Source organism: Microbacterium sp. NPDC089189, from assembly GCF_040685095.1.
Taxonomy (GTDB): domain Bacteria; phylum Actinomycetota; class Actinomycetes; order Actinomycetales; family Microbacteriaceae; genus Microbacterium.
In genome coordinates this window covers 50,113-70,901 of the sequence record NZ_JBFBHG010000002.1, presented here as the reverse complement: position 1 = coordinate 70,901, position 20,789 = coordinate 50,113, and the positions used below count along the sequence as shown (strand labels likewise).

Below are 20,789 nucleotides of genomic sequence, written 5' to 3'. Positions count from 1 at the left end.
GTCGGGCGGATGAGCGCAGAGCATCGGGCCGTCGTCGGACGGGAGGACACTCCCTCCGACGACGGCCTGTTGCTGCCGCGTCCGCCCGGCGTCATCCGCCGCTACTGGGCCCGGCATCCCCGCTTCGCCGACGTGCTGATCTGCGTCAGCGCGTTCATCCTGTCGGTGCCGCGGTACGTGACCGCCACCGACGCCCCCGGCGCCTGGCAGCCGGCCGCCCTCATCCTCGCCGTCGCGATCCCCACGAGTACGGCGGTCGCCCTGTTCTGGCGCCGGCGGTATCCGATCGCGGTCTACGCGGTCGCGGTCGTACCGTGCCTCCTCGCGCCGCCGTGGCTCATGCCCTCGGGCGCGGGCCTCGCCTTCGCGCTGTACGCGGTCGCCGTGTACCGGTCGTCCCGCGCGACCGGTATCGCCTTCGGCACAACCCTCGTGCTGTTCGCCGTGGCCGGCCTCGCCCGGATCGCGCTGGGCGAGGCGTGGAGCGACGTGCTCAACGCAGCGCTCGCGACCCTCGTCGTGCTGATCATCGGCGCGCTGATCGGGATCAACGTCGGCGGGCGCAAACGCTACGTCGATGCGCTGATCGATCGTTCCCGACAGCTGCGGATCGAGCGCGACCAGCAGTCGCAGCTCGCCGCGGCCGCGGAGCGCACGCGCATCGCGCGCGAGATGCACGACATCGTCTCGCACTCGCTGACCGTCGTCGTGGCCCTCAGTGAAGGCGCGGCGGCGACGAGCGACCCCGAGCGGGCGCGCAGCGCCGCGCGGACGGCGGCCGACACTGCGCGCGACGCCCTCATCGAGATGCGCGCCATGCTCGGCGTCCTCCGCACCGACGACACCGGCACGGCCGCCCCTCTCGCCCCGGCAGGTGCTCCCTCGCCCCGGGAGGTCGTGACCACGGCGCAACGCGCGGGGTACCCCGTCGCCCTCCGTGTGACCGGCATCGCGCCGCCGCTGGCACCCGCCGCCGACTTCGCCCTGGGCCGGGTGGTGCAGGAGGGCGTGACCAACGCGATGCGGCACGCCCCTCGCGCCACGCGAGCGACGGTCGCCATCCACTACGGGGCCGACGCGGTCGAGGTGACGATCATCAACGACGGCGTCCGTACATCGGCCACGGGCACCGCCGGATTCGGTCTGCAGGGCCTCACCGAACGCGTGACGCACGCCGGCGGTCACCTCGATGTGCGCTCCGCCGACGGCGTGTGGACACTGGCGGTCACCCTTCCCCTCACCACCGAGGACACCGCATGACCGAGACGATCCGCATCCTGCTCGCCGACGATCAGGAGCTCATCCGTCTGGGCTTCCGGATGGTGCTCGACGAGGAGGCGGACCTCGAGGTCGTGGGCGAGGCCGCCGACGGCGAGGATGCGGTCGCTGCGGTGCAGCGGTTGCGTCCGGACGTCGTGCTGATGGACGTGCGGATGCCGCGCCTGGACGGCATCGGGGCGACGGCGCGCATCGTGGCCGACAGCCCCGACACCCGCGTCCTCGTCCTGACCACCTTCGACCTCGACGAGTACGCCTTCGGCGCGCTCCGAGCCGGCGCGAGCGGATTCCTGCTGAAGGACGCGCAGCGGCACGAGCTGGTCGCCGCCATCCATGCCGTGCACCGCGGCGACGCCACACTCTCGCCCCGCGTGACCCGCCGCATGATCGAGATGATGGGGAGCCCCTCCCCCGTCGCGGCCGATCCGACCGGCGTACTCACCGAGCGGGAGCGCGACGTCTTCCTCGCGATCGGCCGCGGTCTCAGCAACAGCGAGATCGCGGAGGAGCTCTTCCTCGGCGAGTCGACCGTCAAGACGCACGTCGGCCGCATCCTGGCGAAGCTGGGGGCGCGCGACCGCGTGCACGCGGTGATCCTCGCTCACCGCAGCGGCCTCATCCCGCCCGACGACCCGGCGCGTCCAGCCACGTCCTAGCCGCGCTCGGTAGCATCGGGTCGATGGTAGATCTCACGACGACCCCGCCGGATCTGACGTCCGCCGATCTCTGGGCGGATGTCGGCACGTTCCTCGCCGAGGCGGGTTTCAAGCTCCTCGGGATCCTCGTGATCATCGTGGTCGCGCTGCTGGTGGCCTGGATCCTCAAGCGGATCATCCACCGCGTCGTCGAGCGCATCGTGCGCGGGGCCAAGTCCAAGGCGCGCGTCGACGACACGCAGGCGCTCGACCGCTCGCCGTTGGCCGCCGTGCGTCTGGTGCAGCGCACCCGCACCCTCGGCTCGATCCTGCAGAACATCGCCGGCGTCACGATCGTCATCATCTCGATCATCCTGATCGTCAACGTGATCGACGCGAACATCCTCGGATCGTTCGCCCTGCTGACGGCGGCGATCGGTGCTGGCCTGGGCTTCGGCGCGCAGAACATCGTCAAGGACGTCCTGAACGGCATCTTCATCGTGGCGGAGGACCAGGTCGGCATCGGCGACGTGGTGGACCTCGGACTCGCGACCGGCGTCGTCGAGTACGTCAGCGTGCGGGTGACGCACGTGCGCGATGTGAACGGCACCCTCTGGTACGTCCGCAACGGCGAGATCACCCGGATCGGCAACATGTCGCAGGGATGGTCGCGGGTGATCATCGACCTCGCCGTGCCCGTCCATGCGGATCTGGACGCCGTCGAGAAGGCCATGCTCGACGCCGCCAAGCAGCTCGCGAAAGACCCGAAGTGGCGCACCCGCATCCTGGAGCAGCCGGAGATCTGGGGCCTCGAGTCGATCTCCGGAGACGCGCTGGTCATCCGGCTCGTCCTCAAGACGCGGTCCAACGCCAAGGACGACGTCGCCCGCGAGCTGCGCGTGCGCCTGAAGCGGGCGATGGACGCGATGGACATCACGCTGCCGCAGCTCAACTCGATCACCCTGACCGGAGTCGAAGGAGCCGGACGCGTGCGCGGTGCGAACCCGCCGCGGACCCGCCCCATCCCGGTCGAGGCGGCCGAGCGTCCGGTCTGGCGTCCGAAGCGGGGCGCCCGCGGCCGGACGGCGGATGCGCCGGGCACCGCGGACGACGCCGCGCCGGCCCCCGAGCCCGCCTCCGAGGCGGCCGCGCATGCGGCCGAAGCGGATGCACCGCCGACGAAGCCCCGTCGCGCGCCGCGGAAGAAGACCGCACCTCCCGAGGAGGACCCCGCATGAGCGACGCACCGATCAGCTTCTACGACCAGGTCGGCGGGCACGACGTGTTCGTGCGTCTCGTCGACGTGTTCTACGAGGGCATCGCCGAGGACGAGGTGCTGCGCCCGATGTACCCGGAGGCGGACCTGGGGCCGGCCAAGGAGCGCATGCTCCTGTTCCTCGAGCAGTACTGGGGCGGCCCGACGACCTACAGCGAGCGGCGCGGCCACCCGCGATTGCGCCAGCGGCACGCCCCGTTCACCGTCAACCCGGAGGCGCGCGATCGGTGGCTCTCCCACATGCGTCGTGCCGTGGATGCGGTGGACCTTCCGCCGCTCATGGAGGCGACGCTCTGGGACTATCTGCACCGTGCCGCCTATGCCATGGTGAACACGTTCGAACCGACCGGCATCGGCCCCGCCGCCGAGGGACGCGCTCCGCTCGCCTGAGCCGCCGGTCGGTCACGCGCTGCGAAGGAGGAGCCGTGCCCACATCCACCGCCCATGCCACCGACGTCCTCGTCATCGGATGGGGGCTCGCCGGCCTCGTAGCCGCCGCGGAGGCCCTCCACGCCGGTCGACGCGTCGTGCTGGTCGACCAGGAGCCCCGCGCGAATCTCGGCGGGCAGGCGTGGTGGTCGTTCGGGGGTCTGTTCCTCGTGGACTCCCCCGAGCAGCGCCGGATGGGGATCCGCGACGGCATCGACCTCGCGCGCCAGGACTGGGCAGGCACGGGCGGGTTCGACCGCGACGAGGACGCGTGGGGCCGGCGGTGGGCCGATGCCTACCTCGACTTCGCGGCGGGCGAGAAGCGGACGTGGCTCCGCTCCCTGGGAGTGCGGTTCTTCCCGGTCGTGGGGTGGGCGGAGCGCGGCGGGTACACCGCGACCGGTCCCGGCAACTCCGTACCGCGCTTCCACATCGTCTGGGGCACCGGACCCGCGCTCGTCGCCCCGTTCCAGGCGGTTCTCGAACGGGGCGAGTCCGAGGGGCGCCTCACGGTGCTCCCCCGCCACCGCGTCCGCGAGCTGGTGCGGGAGGACGGCGCCATCGTCGGGGCGGTCGGCGACATCCTCGACCCGGCGTCCCAGCCCCGCGGCGTAGCCACCTCACGAGAGTCGGTGGGCGACTTCCGCGTGCGCGCGGGCGCCACGATCATCGCCTCCGGCGGCATCGGCGGCAATCACGAGCTGGTGCGCTCGCAGTGGCCCGCGCGTCTCGGCACCCCGCCCGGGCAGATGCTCTCCGGGGTGCCCGCCTACGTCGACGGCGCCATGCTGGACGTGGCGGCCGCGGGCGGGGCGCGACTGGTCAACCGCGACCGGATGTGGCACTACGTGGAGGGCGTGCAGAACGTCGATCCGGTGTGGCCGCGCCACGGCATCCGCATCCTGCCCGGCCCGTCCTCGCTCTGGCTCGACGCCCGCGGCGACCGGCTGCCGGTGCCGCTGTTCCCCGGCTACGACACCCTCGGCACCCTCGCGCACCTGCGCACGACGGGAGCCGACCACTCCTGGTTCGTCCTGTCGCAGCGCATCGCCGAGAAGGAGTTCACCCTCTCGGGGAGCGAGCAGAACCCCGACCTCACCGGCAAGGACATCGGGCTCCTGGTGCGCTCCCGACTCGGTCGTGGTGCCGCCGCGCCCGTCGCGACGCTGCTCGACCGCGGCGCCGACGTGGTCCGTGCCGCCACCCTCGACGCGCTCATCGCGGGCATGCGGGAGCTGCCCGGCGGCGACCTGCTCGATCCCGCCCGTGTCCGCGCCGAGGTCACCGCCCGGGATCGCGAGATGCGCAATCCCTTCACCAAGGACGCGCAGATCGCGATGCTCCGTGCCGCGCGTTCCTACCGCGGCGACCGTCTCGTGCGCACCGCGGCGCCCCACCGACTCCAGGACCCCGCCGCCGGCCCGCTGATCGCGGTGAAGCTGCACATCGTCACCCGGAAGTCGCTCGGCGGCATCCAGACCGATCTCGACGGACGCGCGCTGGATGCCGACGGCGCCGCCGTTCCCGGGCTCTACGCCGCGGGCGAGGCAGCGGGCTTCGGCGGAGGCGGGGTGCACGGCTACCGCGCGCTCGAGGGCACGTTCCTCGGCGGCTGCCTGTTCTCGGGGCGCGCCGCCGGGCGCGCGGCCGCCCACGCGGTCTGACGCCGCTCAGGCGCCCGTCTCGCGCACCGCCGTCAGGCCGCTGCGCACCGGACCGCGCACCAGGATGTGGCCGCGGCGAAGGGTGATGCGGGTCCAGCCCGGTGCCGTCACCACGCGCGCCTGCTCCTCGCCGTGCACGAAGCCCATCGACACCGCGGCGAACGCCACGCCGCGCACGAGCCCGCCGAGATCGTCGTCGACCTGGCCCCAGATCCGCGCCCGCACCGAGCGCACGATGTCCTCCCCCGGATCCTGCGGCAGGTCGTGCGCGACCGCGGCCATCCCCCACTGCGCCCGTGCGGCGAGCTGCGCGGAGGTGAGAGCGCCGGCCGCGGTCCACGAGCCCCGGGGCGGCGACATCCCGGTCCAGGCGGGTCGCACGGCGGTCTCCGGCAGCGCGACCTCCGCGGTGCCGGCTGCCACCAGCGCGCTGGCCGTGACCGCCAGGTCGCACTGCAGCTCGGGGTCCACCGGGAGGACCCGCATCGCGAGCACCGTGGGCATGGCATCGAGCAGGCCGCGCGGGGCGAGCACCGCTGTCGTCATGGCCAGGACTCCCGCGTGCGCCTGCAGGGACACGGCGGCATCGGAGTCGAGGGCGGCGGATCGGCCGGCGAACGTGAGCGCGTCCGCGGCGGCATCCGCATCCGGGAACACGAGTCGAGGAGGCATCGGTTCTAAGCTATCAAGCGGCCCACACGCGAGGAGCACCACCCATGACGACACCCCGGACGGACGACGTCGACCCGGTCGCCGCGCTCATCGACGTGCTGTCGTTGACCTCCACCGACGCGCGGACCACCGAGGACATCTTCACCGGCGGCTCCCACGCGATGCCGCTCGGACGGGTGTACGGCGGGCAGGTGCTCGCGCAGACCGTCGTGGCGGCATCGCGCACGGTCGGCGACGATCGGCCCATCCACTCGATGCACGGGTACTTCCTGCGCCCGGGCGACTCGTCGCGCGGGTTGACCTTCTCGGTCGACCGGCTGCGGGACGGCCGGTCGTTCTCGGCGCGACGCACGCAGGCCTACCAGGAGGGCGTGCCGATCTTCTCGATGATCGCGTCGTTCCAGACCGAGGACGAGGGCCTGGACCACGCCGAGCCCGCCCCCGAGGTCCCCGGCCCCGACGACCTGCCCGCAAACCCTCTGGACGAGCTGCATCCGCTCTCGATGCGCAGCTTCCGCGAGCTGCCTGTGGAGGTGCGCCACGTGCCGGGCACGCTCTACCGCAGCGGCAGCGTCGAGCCCGAGGCCGCGCAGGCCGTGTGGATGAGGACCCGGCGCGCCCTGCCCGACGAGCCCGTCCTGCAGCGGGCCGCGCTCGCGTACCTGTCCGACATGACGATCCAGGAGTCGATCCTGCGCGCGCACGGACTCACCTGGACCACTCCCGGGCTGAGCGTCGCCAGCCTCGACCACGCGATGTGGTGGCACCGGCCCGCCCGGGTCGACGAGTGGCTCCTCTACGCGCAGTCCTCGCCCACGGCGCGCGGCGGACGCGGACTCGCGACCGGCCGCATCTACACGCGCGACGGCGCGCTGGTCGCGAGCGTCGCGCAGGAGGTCATGGTCCGGCTGCCGCGGGAGTGAGCGCGGGAGGTCAGCGGCGCCGCGCGTACGCGATCGGCTCGCCGACGTACGGCGCCCAGGCCGCCCGCATGCGCTCGGTCAACCGCACCGGTCGGCCCGTCGCGGCGTCCACCGTCACGACGACGGCGGACGAGCGCGCGTACAGCGTCTGCGGGTTCGCTCCGGCCGGGCTGAAGACCTCGTAGCAGACCTCCATGCTCGACCCGCCGAGCGATCCGAACCACAGCTGCACGTCCAGAGGCGCACGCTGGTAGGGCACCGGGCGCAGGTACTCGATCTCCTGGCGGGCGATGAGCGTCAGCACCTCGGACCCGACTCCGGCCGCGACCACCGCGGTCGGGTAGGTCGGCTCGTCGTCGCCGGGCTCCCAGAAGGCGCGCACGCGCGCCTCCTCCAGGAGCTTCAGCATCGAGGTGTTGTTGACGTGGTTGAACGCGTCGAGGTCCCCCCACCGCAGATGGATGGGGATGTGGACCCGTCGGCCGTCCGGACTGTCAGTCACGCGTGAGCTTGCGGTGGGTCGACCGGTGCGGGTTGGCCGCATCGGGCCCGAGCCGCTCGATCTTGTTCTGCTCGTACGCCTCGAAGTTGCCCTCGAACCAGTACCACTTCGCGGGGTTCTCGTCGGTGCCCTCGTAGGCGAGGATGTGCGTCGCGATGCGGTCGAGGAACCACCGGTCGTGCGTGATGACCACGGCGCAGCCGGGGAACTCGAGCAGCGCGTTCTCGAGCGAGCCGAGGGTCTCGACGTCCAGGTCGTTCGTCGGCTCGTCGAGGAGCAGCAGGTTGCCGCCCTCCTTGAGGGTCAGCGCCAGGTTCAGACGGTTGCGCTCACCACCGGAGAGCACGCCCGCCTTCTTCTGCTGGTCGGGACCCTTGAAGCCGAACTTCGACACGTACGCGCGCGACGGGATCTCGATCTTGCCGACCGTGATGATGTCGAGGCCGTCCGACACCACCTCCCACAGCGTCTTGTTGGGGTCGATGTTGCCGCGCGACTGGTCGACGTAGCTGATCTTGACCGTCTCGCCGATCTTCAGATCGCCGCCGTCGAGGGGCTCGAGACCGACGATCGTCTTGAACAGGGTCGTCTTTCCGACACCGTTGGGGCCGATCACGCCGACGATGCCGTTCGGCGGCAGGCTGAAGCTGAGTCCGTCGATGAGGGTCCGGTCTTCGAAGCCCTTGTTGAGCTTCTTGGCCTCGATCACGACGCTGCCCAGGCGCGGGCCCGCGGGGATCTGGATCTCCTCGAAGTCCAGCTTCCGCGTGCGCTCGGCCTCTGAGGCCATCTCCTCGTACCGCGCCAGACGGGCTTTCGACTTCGTCTGCCGGCCCTTGGCGCTGCTGCGCACCCACTCGAGCTCGTCCTTCAGGCGCTTGGCGAGCTTGGCGTCCTTCTTGCCCTGGACGTCCAGTCGCTCGGCCTTCTTCTCGAGGTAGGTCGAGTAGTTGCCCTCGTAGCCGATGAGGCGCCCGCGGTCGACCTCGGCGATCCACTCCGCGACGTTGTCGAGGAAGTACCGGTCATGGGTGATCGCGATGACGGCGCCCTTGTAGGACTGCAGGTGCTGCTCGAGCCAGAGCACGCTCTCGGCGTCGAGGTGGTTCGTGGGCTCGTCGAGGAGCAGCAGGTCCGGCTTCTGCAGGAGCAGCTTGGCCAGCGCGACACGGCGACGCTCACCACCGGAGAGCGGGGCGATCGCGGCGTCCCCGGGCGGGGTGCGGAGCGCGTCCATGGCCTGCTCGAGCTGGGAATCGAGGTCCCAGCCGTCGGCGGCGTCGATCTCCTCCTGCAGCACGCCCATCTCGGCGAGCAGCGCGTCGAAGTCCGCGTCGGGATCGGCCATGAGCGCCGAGATCTCATTGAAGCGGTCGAGCTTGGGCTTGATCGCCACCCCGTCCTGGATGTTCTCCAGCACGGTCTTCGACTCGTCGAGCTCGGGCTCCTGCATGAGGATGCCCACCGTGTAGCCGGGAGAGAGCTTCGCCTCGCCGTTCGAGGGCTGGTCGAGACCGGCCATGATCTTCAGGATCGTCGACTTACCGGCACCGTTCGGACCGACCATGCCGATCTTGGCGCCCGGAAGGAACGCCATCGTGACGTCGTCGAGGATCAGCTTCTCGCCCACAGCTTTGCGGGCACGGACCATGGAGTAGATGTACTCAGCCATAACCGGTCCATCCTATCGGCCCGCACCGCTGACGCGGCACGCGACCGTGGCTACCAGTCGATCGGACGCGTCTGACCGAGCAGGCATCCGCCGTCGGGCAACCCGGGGAGGACGGTGGTCACCGTTCCGCCGGTCGCCGGACCCACCTGGCCGACCAGGCATTCCTCGCCCCATCGCACCGAGAACTGGATGCTCTCGGCCGCGTTGCCGACCGTGGACTGGTCCTCGGTGACCTGCATGGCCGCCTTGTCGAACCCGATGGTCGTCAACGCGTCGACATAGGCGCGCCCGGACACCTGATCGGGACCGGCCCAGACCTGCTCGACCACGGAACGGAAGACCGGAAGGTTCTCCTCGGCCGTCCCGTCGGGAACCAGTTCCACCGCCGGCTCGACGGCCGCCGTCTCGGAGGGAGTGGGCGTCGCGCTCGGCGCAGGCTCCGCCGGGGCGGTGCAGCCCGCGATCAGAACGGCCGCGAAGGTCAGGCCGACGGCGGATACGGCCCAGCGGCCGGCGCGGTGCGAGGTCACCGGGCCAGTCTAAGCATCAGAAGGGCGTCTCCCCCGCGGCCACCAGATCGGGGGCCGTTCCGGGCGCCGCCCAGCCCGCGGTCTCGACCGGCGCGGCTGCCTGGCTGCTCGTCGAGTCGGACGCCGATGCGGACTCGGCGGCCGAGGCCCGCCGGTAGACCGTCGTCCCCCAGAGGAGATCGGGCCCCAGCGCCTCGGCGTCGATCGAGGCCGTGACACCGCGCTTGGTGTCGTTCTCCCACTCCTGCAGGGTGAACCGCCCGGAGGCGATCACCCGGTCACCCACGTGCAGCGACCGGTGCGCGTTCTCGCCGAGCCCCCGGAACGCGTTGACCTTGTACCAGCTGGTGTGCCCGTCGACCCAGGTGGACGACTCGCGATCCTGGCGACGCTCGGTGACCGCGAGCCGGAAGCTCGTGACCGGGTCTCCGTTCGGCAGCCGGCGCAGTTCCGGCGCGCTGGCGACGTTCCCGACCACGGTGATGCGCTCTTTCATGATGTCTCCTCTCCCGCGGGGTATCTCCCCGCCGGTCGCGGCGCCCGGGTGCCCGCCGGACGCCGCGACCGGGACCCACTCTGGAGGGGGCGGCGACCGGGTCGCGCGGTACCCGGGCCGACTGGGGAGATCTGCGGGCCACGCGGAGGCTGGGGAGAAGGCAGCGCCCCGTGTCGGAGCCCCCGCGTACCGTGGCGATCGACGCAGAGGAGACCCGCATGACCACGATCGCGCACGCACGTCCCTCGTCCGCCGGCCGCCTCGTCCCGCTCGGGATCGACCGGTGGCGGGTCCTCACACCGGACGGCGCCGTCGCCGGGCTCGTGTCCGCGCGCATCGACCCCGACGGCACCCGGTATCTCGCGCAGCGCTACCGCTGGAGCAGCCACGCGTTCGTCGACGTCGGCGAGTTCTGGCGCCTCGACGACGCGGCCGCGGTCCTCCGGGCCGCCTGAGCGTCGTCGACGCGCGCGTCAGACGAGCGCGTCGACGCGGTCCTCGAGCAGCGGTGCGGCACCCGAGCGCACCTTCTGCCACGCCCGCGCGATGCCCCCGACGGCTCGGGTGAGGTCGGGCACCGTGCCGGTGAACGGGATGCGGATGTTCCGCTCGTACCCCCCATCCACCGAGAACCGCGGTCCCGCCGAGAGCAGGACGCCCTCGGACCGGGCAGCCATCGCCAGCGCGCTGCTGAGCGGCGCATCGAGATCGACCCAGAGCGCGACGCCGCCGTCGACCGCGGGAACGCCCCACGCAGGCAGCAGACGCTCGAGCGCGAGCACGGCGGCGTCACGGCCCGCGCGCAGCACGGCGGCGCGCTGGGCGATGATCTGCGGCAGGTGCGGGAGAAGCATCCGTGCCACCAGCTGCTCCCATTCGGGCGTTCCCAGCTCGATCGCGAACCGCGCGGCGACGACCCGGCGGATGAGTTCGGGGCGCGCGCGGATCCAGCCCACCCGGAGCCCGCCCCACGCGGTCTTCCCGAACGAGCCGACCCGCACGATCGAGGCGGGGTCAGCCACCCCCTCGCCGAACATCGGGAACTCCCCTCGCCGATCGATCGAGAGCTCCGCCGTCGTCTCGTCGACGATGACCGTCGTGCCGGCGCGCTCGGCAGCCGTGGCGATCTCGTGGCGCTCCGCTGCGCTCATCGACCGGCCCGTCGGATTCTGGAAGTCGGGCATCAGGTAGGCGAGGGTCGGCAGCACCCGGCCGAACGCCTGCGAGGCGCGGTCCAGGTCCCACCCGTCGCGCACCGTCACCGGCACGCTCACCAGGCGCGCCCCGGCGCCCCGGAACGCCTCGGCGGCGTGCGGATACGTGGGCGACTCGATGAGCACCCGGTCGCCACGGCTGATGAGCGTGCTCGCCAACAGGTGCAGCGCGCTCTGTGCTCCGTTCGTGATCATGATCTCGGACGCGTCGGTGGGAAGACCCGCGGCCACGTACCGCGCGGCGATCGCCGCGCGCAGCGTCTCGTTGCCGACGACGTCGTAACCCGGACGCGCGAGGATCGCCGGCGCGGCCATGGCCGCCTCGGAGAAGACGCCGGCCAATCCCGGCCACGCCGCGGGGCTCGCCTGCTGGAGGTCGATCGCGTCCTCATCCGACACGGACGTCCGGGCGACGCCGCCCCGCCCGAGCGGCTCCGTCACGCTGCCGGATCCGCGGATGCTGCGGATGTGGCCGGTGTCGCGCAGGCTGCGGTACGCGGCGGCCACGGTGGTGCGGCTCACACCGAGGGCGGCCGCCAGCTCGCGCTCGGCGGGCAGTGCCGTGTGCGCCGGGATGCGGTTGTCGAGGCACAGCAGCCGCACACCGTCGGCCAGCGCCTCGTAGGCGGGTTCGCTCGTCCGCCATCCACCGAGCCGGGTCGACAGGGTGCGCGCGGAGATCCGGGAGTCCATCGGTCCAGCGTAGCAAAATTGGCATCTTTCCCACAGTCCAATCCGGTGATTGGATGCATCCCATGATCCGCCGCATCCTCCAGCTCGTCCTCGGCCTCCCCCTGTACGGAGCGGGCTGCGCCTTCGTCGTGGCCGCCGGGTTGGGCGTGGACCCCTGGACGGCGCTCGCCGAGGGGATCGCGCTGCGTTCGGGATGGGGCGTCGGATGGGTGACGAACATCATCGGGCTCGGCGTGCTGGCGTTGTGGATCCCCCTCCGCCAGCGCCCCGGGGTCGGGACACTGGCGAACATCCTCCTCGTCGGCACGGCCATGCAGCTCGTCCTCGACGTGCTGCCGCCCATCGACGGACTGCTGGCGCGGATCCTGCTGCTCTGCGGCGGCGTGCTGACCGTGGCCGTGGCCAGCGGGCTCTACATCGGCGCGTCGTTCGGCTCGGGACCGCGGGACGGGCTGATGACGGGACTCCGCGATCGACTCGGCTGGCCGCTGTGGGCCGCACGCGGCAGCGTCGAGATCACGGTGCTCGTCATCGGCTGGGCGCTGGGCGGCACGCTCGGCATCGGCACGGTCGTGTTCGCCCTCGCGATCGGCCCGCTGGTGCACGTGTTCCTGCCGCTGCTCGCCGTCGACACGGCACGAGCCGGCCGCGCCCGCGCCGCCGCCGTCAGTGCTGTTGGAAGCGCGGCCAATCGGCGCCGGGCCGCAGGTGCGCGTGCAGCGCACTCTTCGCGATCTGCATCGTCGGGAAGCGCCCCAGACTCGCATCCGCTCCGGCCATCGTGACCCCGTAGCCGCTCTCGTCCTTGCGGATGCTTCCCACCACGCCGGACTGGCCGTACGCCACCCACAGTGCTGTCGCGCTCATCGTCGAACTCCTTCGTCCGTGACTGTGCGCCCGAGGCTACGCCGACCCGCGGCTGTGCACCAGAGCTCGGTGCCCCCGGCAGGAATCGAACCTGCGACCGTCAGATTAGAAGGCTGCTGCTCTATCCGCTGAGCTACGGGGGCCAGAGCTCATACGCTACCGCCCGGTCCGGGCACACCGGTACTCGGACCCGCGCATCCGGACCGTGCCGACGGGGCGATGCCGCCCTTGCCGCGGGTAAAGTCATGCGCACAGGGTCCCCAGCGACCGCTGCTCCCCCGCTTCCGGCGGGCGGGCGCGTCGCCGCGCGGGACCGAGATTCCGGCGTCCGTGTCGGAACCCGCGAGGAGGATGAACGACGTGAGCGCTGAAGGCGACCGACTGGTCTGGATCGATTGCGAGATGACGGGGCTCGACGTGGCCGTCGACCAACTCGTCGAGATCGCGGTGGTCGTCACGGACTTCGAGCTCAATCCGCTCGACGAAGGCTTCCAGGTCGTCATCCGCCCCGACGCCTCGGCGCTCGAGAACATGAACGACTTCGTCACCCAGATGCACCGGACTTCCGGTCTGCTCGAGGAGATCCCCGGCGGGATCAGCGTGGCCGAGGCCGAGTTCCAGGCGCTCGAGTACATCCAGCGCTTCGCGCCGGTCGAGGGCAAGGCACCGCTCGCCGGCAACACGATCGGCACCGACCGCGCGTTCCTGGCCCGGTACATGCCGCGCCTGGACCGCTGGCTGCACTACCGCAACGTCGACGTCTCGAGCATCAAGGAGCTCTCGCGGCGGTGGTACCCCCGGGTCTACTTCAACGCGCCGGCGAAGAACGGCGGCCACCGCGCCCTCGCCGACATCCAGGAATCGATCCGCGAACTCGCCTACTACCGCGAGGCGGTGTTCGTCGACCAGCCGGGGCCGAGCAGCGACGACGCGAAGGCCGTCGCCGCCTCCGTGGTGTCCGCATTCGCTCCGCAAGTGTGAGAGAATCTTTCAGTTGCCCGCGCAGGCGGGAGACATGGTGGGTATAGCTCAGTTGGTAGAGCGCGGCCTTGTGGTGGCCGATGTCGCGGGTTCGAGCCCCGTTACTCACCCCAAGATGGCGGGATCTCCTCGGAACGACGGGATGCGCTGATGCAGATGGATGACGACGGATTCGAGCGCCTTGTGATCGAGGAGCTCGACCGGTTGCCCGACGACATGGTCGCGGGCCTGGACAACGTCGTGTTCGTCGTGGAGGCTCGCTCGGAGAACCCGGACGAAGAGCTCTTCGGGCTCTACGACGGCTGGTCGCTGACCGAGCGCGACCGCTACGGCATGGGCGAGCTGCCGGATCGGATCATCGTGTACCGCGAGGCGCATCTGAACGTCTGCGAGGATGAGGCCGCGCTGCGGGACGAGGTCCACACCACCCTGGTTCACGAGATCGCGCACTTCTACGGTATCGACGACGACCGACTGCACGAATTGGGATGGGCATGATGGCACCGCTGGCCGCACCCGAGATCGATGAGCGAACGGACCTCGATCCTGCGGACGCCATCGATCCCGGTTGGCAGACGGTGGTCTGGAACGATCCGGTCAACCTGATGAGCTACGTCACGCACGTCTTCCGCGAGTACTTCGGGCATCCGCTCGACGAAGCGACGAGGCTCATGCTCTGCGTCCACCACGACGGTCACGCCGTGGTCTCCGAGGGGATGCGGGAACAGATGGAGCTCCACGCCCAGGCCATGCACGACTACGGCCTGTGGGCGACCGTCCGGAAGGTTCCGGCACCGTGACCGAGTCGCCCTCGACCCTCGTCGAGATCACGCGCCTCGAGGCGGTGCACCTGCGCGGTCTCGTCAGTCAGTTCGTCGACCTGCTCTCCGGCACGACCGATGCCTCCTCCGATCCTGCGGTCGCCCGCCTGGTGCCGTCGGCGTATCCCGACGACGAGGAGGCGGCGGGCCAGTTCCGCGCCACCACCGAGTCGGAGCTGCTGCGTCGTCGGACGGCGGATGCCGCCGTCGTGCTCGCCGACCTCGCGACGGCGGGAGAACTCGACCTGCAGGCCGCGCCCGCCGAGGAGTCGCTGACCGAACTGGTCATCGACCTGGATCGTGAGCGCGTGGACGCCTGGATGCGCACGCTCAGCGCGGTTCGCCTCGTCCTGGCGTCACGGCTGGAGATCACGACGGAGGACGACCACGACCCGTCCGACCCCCGCTTCGGCGTCTACGACTGGCTCGGCTATCGCCTCGAAGGGCTCATCAGCGCCGTCACCCCGGACTAGCGGAGTTCAGCGGACGTCGACGACGAGCGTCGCCCAGCGTCGGGGCTCGTGCGCCGCCAGGTGCTTCTCCTCCTGCGCCGCCCACCCGTCCCAGTGCGGGACGTACGTCTCGCCGTCGCGGGCGAGGGCGCGCACGCGTCGGTCGACATCAGGCGCCTCGACCCACACGGGTACGTGTGCGAGCTGCGCGCTCCGACGAGTGAGGATCCCCGCCCCCTCGACGAGCAGCGGGCGGGCGGGGTCCACCTCGGACCAGCCTCCCGGCCGGTCGGCCGACCAGTCCCACGCCTGCCACGTACCCGCCTCACCGCGTGCGTGCGGGGCGAGGACGCGATCGAGGGCCGCATCCGCACCGGCACGCAGACCGTCCCATCCGGGATAGATCATGTCGAGGGCGACGATCTGCACGTCCGGCGCCCGCGCGGCCACGAGCGCCGCCAACGTCGTCTTGCCCGCTCCCGACCGGCCGTCGATGACGATCCGGTACGCGGGCACAGCACTCTGCGCCGCTCGCGCGAGGATCTCGGCGGCGGCGTCGTCCAGGCTCAGGCGCGCGTCACTTCTTGAGCGCGCGGATCACGCGGCTCAGCGCGCGGCCCGCCACCCACAGGAACGGCACTGCCACGGCGAGCACGGAGACCGGGTTCGGCTCGAAGCGGAGGTCGTCGCCGCGGCGCACGTAGGCGCCCAAGGGAACGGCATATCCGCCGCCTCCGCCGCCCGTGTTGCCGGAGTCGTCGGTGCCGCCGCCGAAGCCGTGCCAGGACAGCGCGACCGGGATGATGCGCACCCCGTCGACGTCCTGCTGCTCACCGTAGACCGCGTTGACGCCGAGGGATGCGGACTGCTTGCCGAGATCGAGTACGAAGTTGCCCATGCCCTCACGGTAGCGGGCCCGGGTGCCGCGTGCAGCAGGCTTGACGTACCGGAGAAGTTCAGGGAGCGGGCGGGCGGGGATGTGACGGCAGGCTCGTGCCGCCGCGGCGGGGCCCGAGGAGCGCGGCTCGCGTGATCGCCCCGGTGCCGAACCGTGTCGAGGCGCCGTCGAGGGCTTCTTCCACGCGTCGCCACTCCGCGTCGTCGTCCCAGAGCGTCGCCGCCATCGAGACGGGGCGCAGGTTCTCGGCACGCACGCCGATCAACCGCACCGGCAGCGGGCGCTCGAGCGCGCCGAACAGCTCGAGAGCGGCGTCGCCGATGCGCTGGCCGACCGCGGTCTGCTCGGTGAGGGTCACCGATCGCGACACGGTGCGGAAGTCGGCGAAGCGGATCTTCAGCGCGACCGTCGCCGCTTCGACGTCGTGGGCGCGCAACCGGGCGCCGACGCGATCGGCGAGCCGCCGCACCTCGGCGCGCAGGACGGCATCGTCGTCGATGTCGTCGTGGAACGTCTCTTCGTGGCCGATGCTCTTCTCGACCCGCTCGGTGGTCACGTCGCGGGCGTCCTCGCCCCGAGCCAGATGCCAGACGCGCTCGCCCATCGAGGCTCCGAGCGCCCGCTCGAGCATCGCGCGCGGCGCCCGCCGGGCGTCGTCGATCGTGCGGATGCCGCGCCCCTCCAGTGCTTCGGCCGACTTCGGACCGACCCCCCAGAGCTCGCGCACCGAGCGCGGGCCGAGGAACGCCGCCGTGTCGCGTGCGGCGATGATCAGCAGCCCGTCCGGCTTGCTCGCGGTCGAGGCCATCTTCGCGACGTGCTTCGTGGCGGCCACTCCCACGCTGCAGGTCAATCCCGTCTCGGCGAGGACGCGGGCGCGGAGAAGACGCGCGATCGTGCCCGGGCTCCCCCACAGCCGCCGCGCGCCGCGGACGTCGAGGAAGGCCTCGTCGATCGAGAGCGGCTCGACGAGCGGAGTGAACTCGGCGAAGACCGCCATGACCGCGGCCGACAATGCCCGATACCGGTCGAAGTGCGGCGGCACCACGATGGCGGAGGGGCACAGGCGGAGCGCCTGCGACACCGGCATCGCCGAACGGACCCCGAAGCGTCGCGCCTCGTACGACGCGCTGGAGACCACGCTGCGACCCTCGGGCGAGCCGATGATGAGCGGTTTGCCCGCCAGCGAAGGATCGTCGAGCACCTCGACCGCGGCGTAGAACGCATCCATGTCGACGTGCAGGATGCCCGCACCCGTGTCGTCCGCGTCGGCGGGCGACACGATGCGCCCCGATCCGTCGCCGCGTCCCACGCTTCTATTGTCGCGCGAACCACCGACACCGGTCGCAGCGATGCGGGGGCGCTCCGCCGGAGGGCCCCCGCATCGTCCGGTCGTTACTGGCCGGCGCGCTCCAGCACGAGTTCGCGCACGCGAGCGGCGTCCGCCTGGCCCTTCATGGCCTTCATGACGGCGCCGATGACGGCGCCGGCCGCCTGGACCTTGCCGTCGCGGATCTTCGCGAGCACGTCGGGCTGTGCGGCGAGGGCATCGTCGATCGCCGCGATCAGCGCGCCGTCGTCCGACACCACTGCGAGGCCGCGGGCGTCCACGACCTCCTGCGGTGACCCCTCGCCCGCGATGACGCCCTCGAGCACCTGGCGGGCCAGCTTGTCGGTGAGCGTCCCGCCGTCGATGAGCAGCTGCAGCGCGGCGACGTGCGCCGGGCTCACCAGGCCACTGGGCTCGCGGTCCTGCGCGTTCGCGACACGGGTGATCTCGCCCGTCCACCACTTGCGCGCGGTCGCGGGGCTGGCACCGGCCGCGATCGTGGCCTCGACCTCGGCGAGCAGACCGCCGTTGGCCACATCCTGGAACTCCAGGTCGGTGAATCCCCAGTCCGCCTTGAGGCGTCGCCGGCGCACCGCGGGCTGCTCGGGAAGAGCGGCGCGGAGCTCCTCGATGAGCGCGGGATCGGGCACCACGGGAAGCAGGTCCGGCTCCGGGAAGTACCGGTAGTCGTCGGCGTCCGACTTCGGACGCCCCGGCGACGTCGTTCCGGTGTCCTCGTGCCAGTGACGGGTCTCCTGCGTGATGCTGCCACCGCCGGCGAGGATGTGCGCCTGCCGCTGGATCTCGTAGCGCACGGCGCGTTCGACGGAGCGCATCGAGTTGACGTTCTTCGTCTCGGTGCGCGTGCCGAGCTTCTCCTGCCCGCGCGGTCGCAGCGACACGTTGGCGTCGCACCGCAGGTTGCCGCGCTCGAGCCGCGCCTCCGAGATGCCGAGGGAGAGCACGATGTCCCGGATGGCGGCGACGTAGGCCTTCGCGATCTCGGGGGCCCGGTGCTCCGCGCCGAAGATCGGACGCGTCACGATCTCGACGAGCGGCACGCCGGCGCGGTTGTAGTCGACGAGCGAGTACTCCGCGCCCTGGATGCGACCCGTCGCGCCGCCCATGTGGGTGAGCTTGCCCGCATCCTCTTCCATGTGGGCGCGCTCGATCGGCACGCGCACGAGGGTGCCGTCGCCGAGCTCGATCTCCACCTCGCCGTCGAAGGCGATGGGCTCGTCGTACTGCGAGATCTGGTAGTTCTTGCCGAGGTCGGGGTAGAAGTAGTTCTTCCGCGCGAACCGGCTCGAGGGCGCGATCGAGCATCCGAGCGCGAGGCCGAGGCTGATCGACGAACGAATGGCCTCGGCGTTGACCACGGGCAGGGACCCCGGGAGCCCCATGTCCACCGGAGCGACGAGAGTGTTGGGCGCGGCGCCGTGGTTGGCCTCGTGCGCGGGGTTCGGCGCGGCCGAGAACATCTTCGTGACGGTGTTCAACTCGACGTGCACCTCGAAGCCGAGCACCGGCTCGAACATCTCGAGGGCCTTGTCGAAGTCCATCAGCTTGTCCTTGGCCATCAGCGGGCCCCTCCCAGGATCGGCGCGCGCTCGAGCAGCGGCGCACCCCACGAATCGACGAGGAGCGCCTCGACGGCCGCTCCCACCCGGTACAGGCGAGCGTCCTCGCGAGCCGGGGCGAGGAACTGGATGCCGACCGGCAGCCCGTCCTCGGCCGCGAGCCCCGAGGGCACCGAGATGCCCGGGACGCCGGCGAGGTTCGCCGGGATCGTGGTCACGTCGTTGAGGTACATCTGGAGCGGATCGTCGATCTTCTCGCCGATCCGGAAAGCGGTCGTCGGCGCGGACGGCGTGGCGATCACGTCGACCTTCTCGAACGCCGCGTCGAAGTCCCGCTGGATGAGGGTGCGCACCTTCTGCGCGCTGCCGTAGTAGGCGTCGTAGTAGCCCGCGGAGAGCGCGTAGGTCCCGAGGATGATGCGGCGCTTGACCTCCTCGCCGAAACCGGCGTCGCGGGTCGCGGCCATGACGTCCTCGACCGTGGCGCCGGCGTGCGGGGTCACCCGCATGCCGAAGCGCACCGAATCGAACTTCGCCAGGTTGCTCGAAGCTTCCGCGGGGAGGATCAGGTAGTAGGCGGCGACGCCGTACTCGAAGTGCGGCGCGCTGATCTCGACGATCTCGGCGCCCTGCGCCTCCATCGCCGCGAGGGCGTCGCGGAACGAGGCCGACACTCCGGCCTGGAAACCGGTGTCGTCCAGCTCCCGGATGACGCCGACCTTCAGGCCCTTCAGCACCTGCCCGGTCGCACCCTCGCGCGCCGCGGCGGCGAAGGACGGCCACGCGTCGGTGAGCGAGGTCGAGTCGTGCGGGTCGTGGCCGCCGATGACGTCGTGGAGCAGGCCCGCGTCCAGCACGGTGCGCGTGACGGGACCGACCTGGTCGAGGCTCGATGCCAGCGCGATCGCGCCGTAGCGGCTGACGCCGCCGTACGTGGGCTTGACCCCGACCGTCCCCGTCACGTGCGCGGGCTGACGGATCGACCCGCCGGTGTCGGAGCCGAGCGCGAGCGGCGCCTCGAAGGCCGCGACGGCCGCAGCCGAGCCGCCGCCGGATCCACCCGGGATCCGGTCGAGGTCCCAGGGGTTGTGCGTGGGACCGTACGCCGAGTGCTCGGTCGAGGAGCCCATCGCGAACTCGTCCATGTTGGTCTTGCCGAGCGGGATGAGCCCGGCGGCCCGCGCACGGGCGACGACGGTCGCGTCGTAGGGCGACATATACCCCTCGAGGATCCGCGATCCGCTCGTGGAGGGCATGTCCGTCGTGACGAGGACGTCCTTGATGGCCAGCGGCACGCCGGCGAGCTCGCCCAGCGCTTCGCCCGCGGCACGCCGGCGATCGATGTCGGCCGCGGCGTCGAGCGCTGCGGCGTTGACATGCAGGAACGCGTGCACATCGCCGTCGACGGCGGAGATCCGGTCGAGGTGCGCCTGCGTCGCCTCGACGCTGGACACCTCCCCGGCCGCGAGGGCGGAGGCCAGGTCGGCGGCGCTCAGGCGCGTGAGGTCGCTCACTGCTCCTCCCCCAGGATGGCGCTGACGCGGAAGCGGTCGTCCGTCGCGTCCGGCGCGTTCTGCAGCACCTGCGCGACGGTGAGCGCCACCGGCGCCTCATCCGCGCGGAAGACGTTCTGCAGCGGGATCGGGTGGCTGGTCGCGGGGACATCCGGCGTCGCCACACGGGAGACTTTCGCGATGTTGTCGACGATGGCGTCGAGCTGACCGGTGAGGCGCCCGACCTCCTCGTCGCTCAACTGGATCCGGGCGAGGACGCCGAGATGGCGCACGAGATCTGGGGTGATTTCCGACACCCCCACAGTCTAGTTCGGCCCCGGACGCGCGCCCGGCCCGCCGCCCCTCCGCTGCCGGGTCGACCT

Annotated in this window: 24 protein-coding genes and 2 tRNA genes; 13 read left to right on the top strand and 13 right to left on the bottom strand. The window is 71.5% G+C overall.

Annotated features, from left to right (window positions below; translation table 11 throughout):
• The first annotated feature begins 9 nt into the window (after positions 1-9).
• Genes AB0N73_RS01540 through AB0N73_RS01520 form a run of 5 tightly spaced genes read left to right on the top strand, consistent with a single transcriptional unit; the run spans position 10 to position 5,282 of the window.
• Positions 10-1,260 (top strand): histidine kinase, encoded by a 1,251-nt coding sequence (locus tag AB0N73_RS01540; RefSeq protein ID WP_363559633.1) that lies wholly within the window; start codon positions 10-12, stop codon positions 1,258-1,260.
• Complete coding sequence (locus tag AB0N73_RS01535; protein ID WP_363559631.1) at positions 1,257-1,934, top strand: response regulator transcription factor; 678 nt, start codon at positions 1,257-1,259, stop codon at positions 1,932-1,934. Before AB0N73_RS01540 ends, AB0N73_RS01535 begins: the two co-directional genes overlap by 4 nt.
• Positions 1,935-1,957: 23 nt before the next feature.
• A complete protein-coding gene (locus AB0N73_RS01530; protein ID WP_363559629.1) occupies positions 1,958-3,151 on the top strand; it encodes a mechanosensitive ion channel domain-containing protein in 1,194 nt (397 codons plus the stop codon).
• Complete coding sequence (locus AB0N73_RS01525; protein ID WP_363559627.1) at positions 3,148-3,579, top strand: globin; 432 nt, start codon at positions 3,148-3,150, stop codon at positions 3,577-3,579. The genes AB0N73_RS01530 and AB0N73_RS01525 overlap by 4 nt, the downstream gene beginning before the upstream one ends.
• Before the next feature lie 35 nt (positions 3,580-3,614).
• Positions 3,615-5,282 carry an FAD-binding dehydrogenase gene (locus AB0N73_RS01520; protein ID WP_363559625.1) on the top strand — a complete coding sequence of 556 codons (1,668 nt, stop codon included), beginning with the start codon at positions 3,615-3,617 and terminating at the stop codon, positions 5,280-5,282.
• 6 nt (positions 5,283-5,288) lie between these two features.
• Here AB0N73_RS01520 and AB0N73_RS01515 read toward each other — a convergent pair whose 3' ends face one another.
• Complete coding sequence (locus AB0N73_RS01515) at positions 5,289-5,954, bottom strand: hypothetical protein (RefSeq protein WP_363559623.1); 666 nt, start codon at positions 5,952-5,954, stop codon at positions 5,289-5,291.
• Between the two features lie 44 nt (positions 5,955-5,998).
• Here AB0N73_RS01515 and AB0N73_RS01510 point away from each other — a divergent pair, with 44 nt between their 5' ends.
• Entirely contained in the window at positions 5,999-6,877 is an 879-nt protein-coding gene (locus AB0N73_RS01510; protein WP_363559621.1) for an acyl-CoA thioesterase II, read from the top strand.
• A 10-nt stretch (positions 6,878-6,887) separates the two neighbouring features.
• Here AB0N73_RS01510 and AB0N73_RS01505 read toward each other — a convergent pair whose 3' ends face one another.
• From AB0N73_RS01505 to AB0N73_RS01490, 4 genes are read right to left on the bottom strand one after another with little or no spacing between them, the layout of a single operon-like run.
• Positions 6,888-7,379 carry a thioesterase family protein gene (locus AB0N73_RS01505; RefSeq protein ID WP_363559619.1) on the bottom strand — a complete coding sequence of 164 codons (492 nt, stop codon included), beginning with the start codon at positions 7,377-7,379 and terminating at the stop codon, positions 6,888-6,890.
• Positions 7,372-9,051, bottom strand: a complete 1,680-nt coding sequence (ettA, locus tag AB0N73_RS01500) for an energy-dependent translational throttle protein EttA (protein ID WP_363559617.1) — start codon at positions 9,049-9,051, stop codon at positions 7,372-7,374. Before ettA ends, AB0N73_RS01505 begins: the two co-directional genes overlap by 8 nt.
• A gap of 50 nt (positions 9,052-9,101) precedes the next feature.
• Positions 9,102-9,581: a hypothetical protein gene (locus tag AB0N73_RS01495; protein WP_363559615.1), complete on the bottom strand. Its 480-nt coding sequence runs from the start codon at positions 9,579-9,581 to the stop codon at positions 9,102-9,104.
• A 16-nt stretch (positions 9,582-9,597) separates the two neighbouring features.
• Positions 9,598-10,077, bottom strand: coding sequence for a single-stranded DNA-binding protein (locus tag AB0N73_RS01490; RefSeq protein WP_363559613.1), 480 nt, complete (start codon positions 10,075-10,077; stop codon positions 9,598-9,600).
• A gap of 218 nt (positions 10,078-10,295) precedes the next feature.
• Between AB0N73_RS01490 and AB0N73_RS01485 the strand changes: the two genes are divergently transcribed.
• Positions 10,296-10,532 (top strand): hypothetical protein, encoded by a 237-nt coding sequence (locus tag AB0N73_RS01485; RefSeq protein ID WP_363559611.1) that lies wholly within the window; start codon positions 10,296-10,298, stop codon positions 10,530-10,532.
• A gap of 18 nt (positions 10,533-10,550) precedes the next feature.
• Here the strand turns inward: AB0N73_RS01485 and AB0N73_RS01480 are convergent, their stop codons facing one another.
• Positions 10,551-11,984 (bottom strand): PLP-dependent aminotransferase family protein, encoded by a 1,434-nt coding sequence (locus AB0N73_RS01480; RefSeq protein ID WP_363559609.1) that lies wholly within the window; start codon positions 11,982-11,984, stop codon positions 10,551-10,553.
• A gap of 62 nt (positions 11,985-12,046) precedes the next feature.
• Here AB0N73_RS01480 and AB0N73_RS01475 point away from each other — a divergent pair, with 62 nt between their 5' ends.
• Complete coding sequence (locus AB0N73_RS01475; protein WP_363559607.1) at positions 12,047-12,769, top strand: hypothetical protein; 723 nt, start codon at positions 12,047-12,049, stop codon at positions 12,767-12,769.
• Positions 12,770-12,921: 152 nt separating this feature from the next.
• On the opposite strand, the gene AB0N73_RS01470 is transcribed toward AB0N73_RS01475, so the two are convergent.
• Positions 12,922-12,994 (bottom strand) — tRNA-Arg (locus AB0N73_RS01470).
• A gap of 208 nt (positions 12,995-13,202) precedes the next feature.
• On the opposite strand from AB0N73_RS01470, the gene orn reads away from it, so the two are divergent.
• The 5 genes from orn to AB0N73_RS01445 all read left to right on the top strand — a co-directional run bounded on the left by orn (position 13,203) and on the right by AB0N73_RS01445 (position 15,126).
• Positions 13,203-13,832, top strand: a complete 630-nt coding sequence (gene orn / locus AB0N73_RS01465; protein WP_363559605.1) for an oligoribonuclease — start codon at positions 13,203-13,205, stop codon at positions 13,830-13,832.
• Between the two features lie 37 nt (positions 13,833-13,869).
• Positions 13,870-13,945, top strand: a tRNA-His gene (locus tag AB0N73_RS01460).
• Between the two features lie 43 nt (positions 13,946-13,988).
• Positions 13,989-14,330, top strand: a complete 342-nt coding sequence (locus AB0N73_RS01455) for a metallopeptidase family protein (protein WP_363559603.1) — start codon at positions 13,989-13,991, stop codon at positions 14,328-14,330.
• Positions 14,321-14,632, top strand: a complete 312-nt coding sequence (clpS, locus tag AB0N73_RS01450; protein ID WP_363559601.1) for an ATP-dependent Clp protease adapter ClpS — start codon at positions 14,321-14,323, stop codon at positions 14,630-14,632. Before AB0N73_RS01455 ends, clpS begins: the two co-directional genes overlap by 10 nt.
• Positions 14,629-15,126, top strand: coding sequence for a DUF2017 family protein (locus tag AB0N73_RS01445; protein WP_363559599.1), 498 nt, complete (start codon positions 14,629-14,631; stop codon positions 15,124-15,126). Before clpS ends, AB0N73_RS01445 begins: the two co-directional genes overlap by 4 nt.
• A gap of 6 nt (positions 15,127-15,132) precedes the next feature.
• Here the strand turns inward: AB0N73_RS01445 and AB0N73_RS01440 are convergent, their stop codons facing one another.
• The 6 genes from AB0N73_RS01440 to gatC form a co-directional block, all read right to left on the bottom strand.
• On the bottom strand, positions 15,133-15,648 hold the full coding sequence (locus AB0N73_RS01440; protein ID WP_363559931.1) for a hypothetical protein: 516 nt from the start codon (positions 15,646-15,648) through the stop codon (positions 15,133-15,135).
• A gap of 34 nt (positions 15,649-15,682) precedes the next feature.
• Positions 15,683-16,003 carry a hypothetical protein gene (locus AB0N73_RS01435; RefSeq protein ID WP_363559597.1) on the bottom strand — a complete coding sequence of 107 codons (321 nt, stop codon included), beginning with the start codon at positions 16,001-16,003 and terminating at the stop codon, positions 15,683-15,685.
• Between the two features lie 58 nt (positions 16,004-16,061).
• Positions 16,062-17,315: a DNA polymerase IV gene (gene dinB, locus AB0N73_RS01430; protein WP_363559595.1), complete on the bottom strand. Its 1,254-nt coding sequence runs from the start codon at positions 17,313-17,315 to the stop codon at positions 16,062-16,064.
• Positions 17,316-17,398: 83 nt separating this feature from the next.
• Positions 17,399-18,913 (bottom strand): Asp-tRNA(Asn)/Glu-tRNA(Gln) amidotransferase subunit GatB, encoded by a 1,515-nt coding sequence (gatB, locus tag AB0N73_RS01425; RefSeq protein WP_363559593.1) that lies wholly within the window; start codon positions 18,911-18,913, stop codon positions 17,399-17,401.
• Positions 18,913-20,427 carry an Asp-tRNA(Asn)/Glu-tRNA(Gln) amidotransferase subunit GatA gene (gene gatA, locus AB0N73_RS01420; RefSeq protein ID WP_363559591.1) on the bottom strand — a complete coding sequence of 505 codons (1,515 nt, stop codon included), beginning with the start codon at positions 20,425-20,427 and terminating at the stop codon, positions 18,913-18,915. Before gatA ends, gatB begins: the two co-directional genes overlap by 1 nt.
• Entirely contained in the window at positions 20,424-20,723 is a 300-nt protein-coding gene (gene gatC / locus AB0N73_RS01415; protein WP_363559589.1) for an Asp-tRNA(Asn)/Glu-tRNA(Gln) amidotransferase subunit GatC, read from the bottom strand. The genes gatA and gatC overlap by 4 nt, the downstream gene beginning before the upstream one ends.
• Positions 20,724-20,789: the final 66 nt, after the last annotated feature.

Bases quoted from the DNA above. Each gene is read 5' to 3' on its own strand.
- AB0N73_RS01540 (WP_363559633.1), top strand. From the start codon at position 10: ATGAGCGCAGAGCATCGGGCCGTCGTCGGACGGGAGGACACTCCCTCC.
- AB0N73_RS01535 (WP_363559631.1), top strand. From the start codon at position 1,257: ATGACCGAGACGATCCGCATCCTGCTCGCCGACGATCAGGAGCTCATC.
- AB0N73_RS01530 (WP_363559629.1), top strand. From the start codon at position 1,958: ATGGTAGATCTCACGACGACCCCGCCGGATCTGACGTCCGCCGATCTC.
- AB0N73_RS01525 (WP_363559627.1), top strand. From the start codon at position 3,148: ATGAGCGACGCACCGATCAGCTTCTACGACCAGGTCGGCGGGCACGAC.
- AB0N73_RS01515 (WP_363559623.1), bottom strand. From the start codon at position 5,954: ATGCCTCCTCGACTCGTGTTCCCGGATGCGGATGCCGCCGCGGACGCG.
- AB0N73_RS01510 (WP_363559621.1), top strand. From the start codon at position 5,999: ATGACGACACCCCGGACGGACGACGTCGACCCGGTCGCCGCGCTCATC.
- ettA (WP_363559617.1), bottom strand. From the start codon at position 9,051: ATGGCTGAGTACATCTACTCCATGGTCCGTGCCCGCAAAGCTGTGGGC.
- AB0N73_RS01490 (WP_363559613.1), bottom strand. From the start codon at position 10,077: ATGAAAGAGCGCATCACCGTGGTCGGGAACGTCGCCAGCGCGCCGGAA.
- AB0N73_RS01485 (WP_363559611.1), top strand. From the start codon at position 10,296: ATGACCACGATCGCGCACGCACGTCCCTCGTCCGCCGGCCGCCTCGTC.
- AB0N73_RS01480 (WP_363559609.1), bottom strand. From the start codon at position 11,984: ATGGACTCCCGGATCTCCGCGCGCACCCTGTCGACCCGGCTCGGTGGA.
- AB0N73_RS01475 (WP_363559607.1), top strand. From the start codon at position 12,047: ATGATCCGCCGCATCCTCCAGCTCGTCCTCGGCCTCCCCCTGTACGGA.
- orn (WP_363559605.1), top strand. From the start codon at position 13,203: ATGAACGACGTGAGCGCTGAAGGCGACCGACTGGTCTGGATCGATTGC.
- AB0N73_RS01455 (WP_363559603.1), top strand. From the start codon at position 13,989: ATGGATGACGACGGATTCGAGCGCCTTGTGATCGAGGAGCTCGACCGG.
- clpS (WP_363559601.1), top strand. From the start codon at position 14,321: ATGGGCATGATGGCACCGCTGGCCGCACCCGAGATCGATGAGCGAACG.
- AB0N73_RS01435 (WP_363559597.1), bottom strand. From the start codon at position 16,003: ATGGGCAACTTCGTACTCGATCTCGGCAAGCAGTCCGCATCCCTCGGC.
- gatB (WP_363559593.1), bottom strand. From the start codon at position 18,913: ATGGCCAAGGACAAGCTGATGGACTTCGACAAGGCCCTCGAGATGTTC.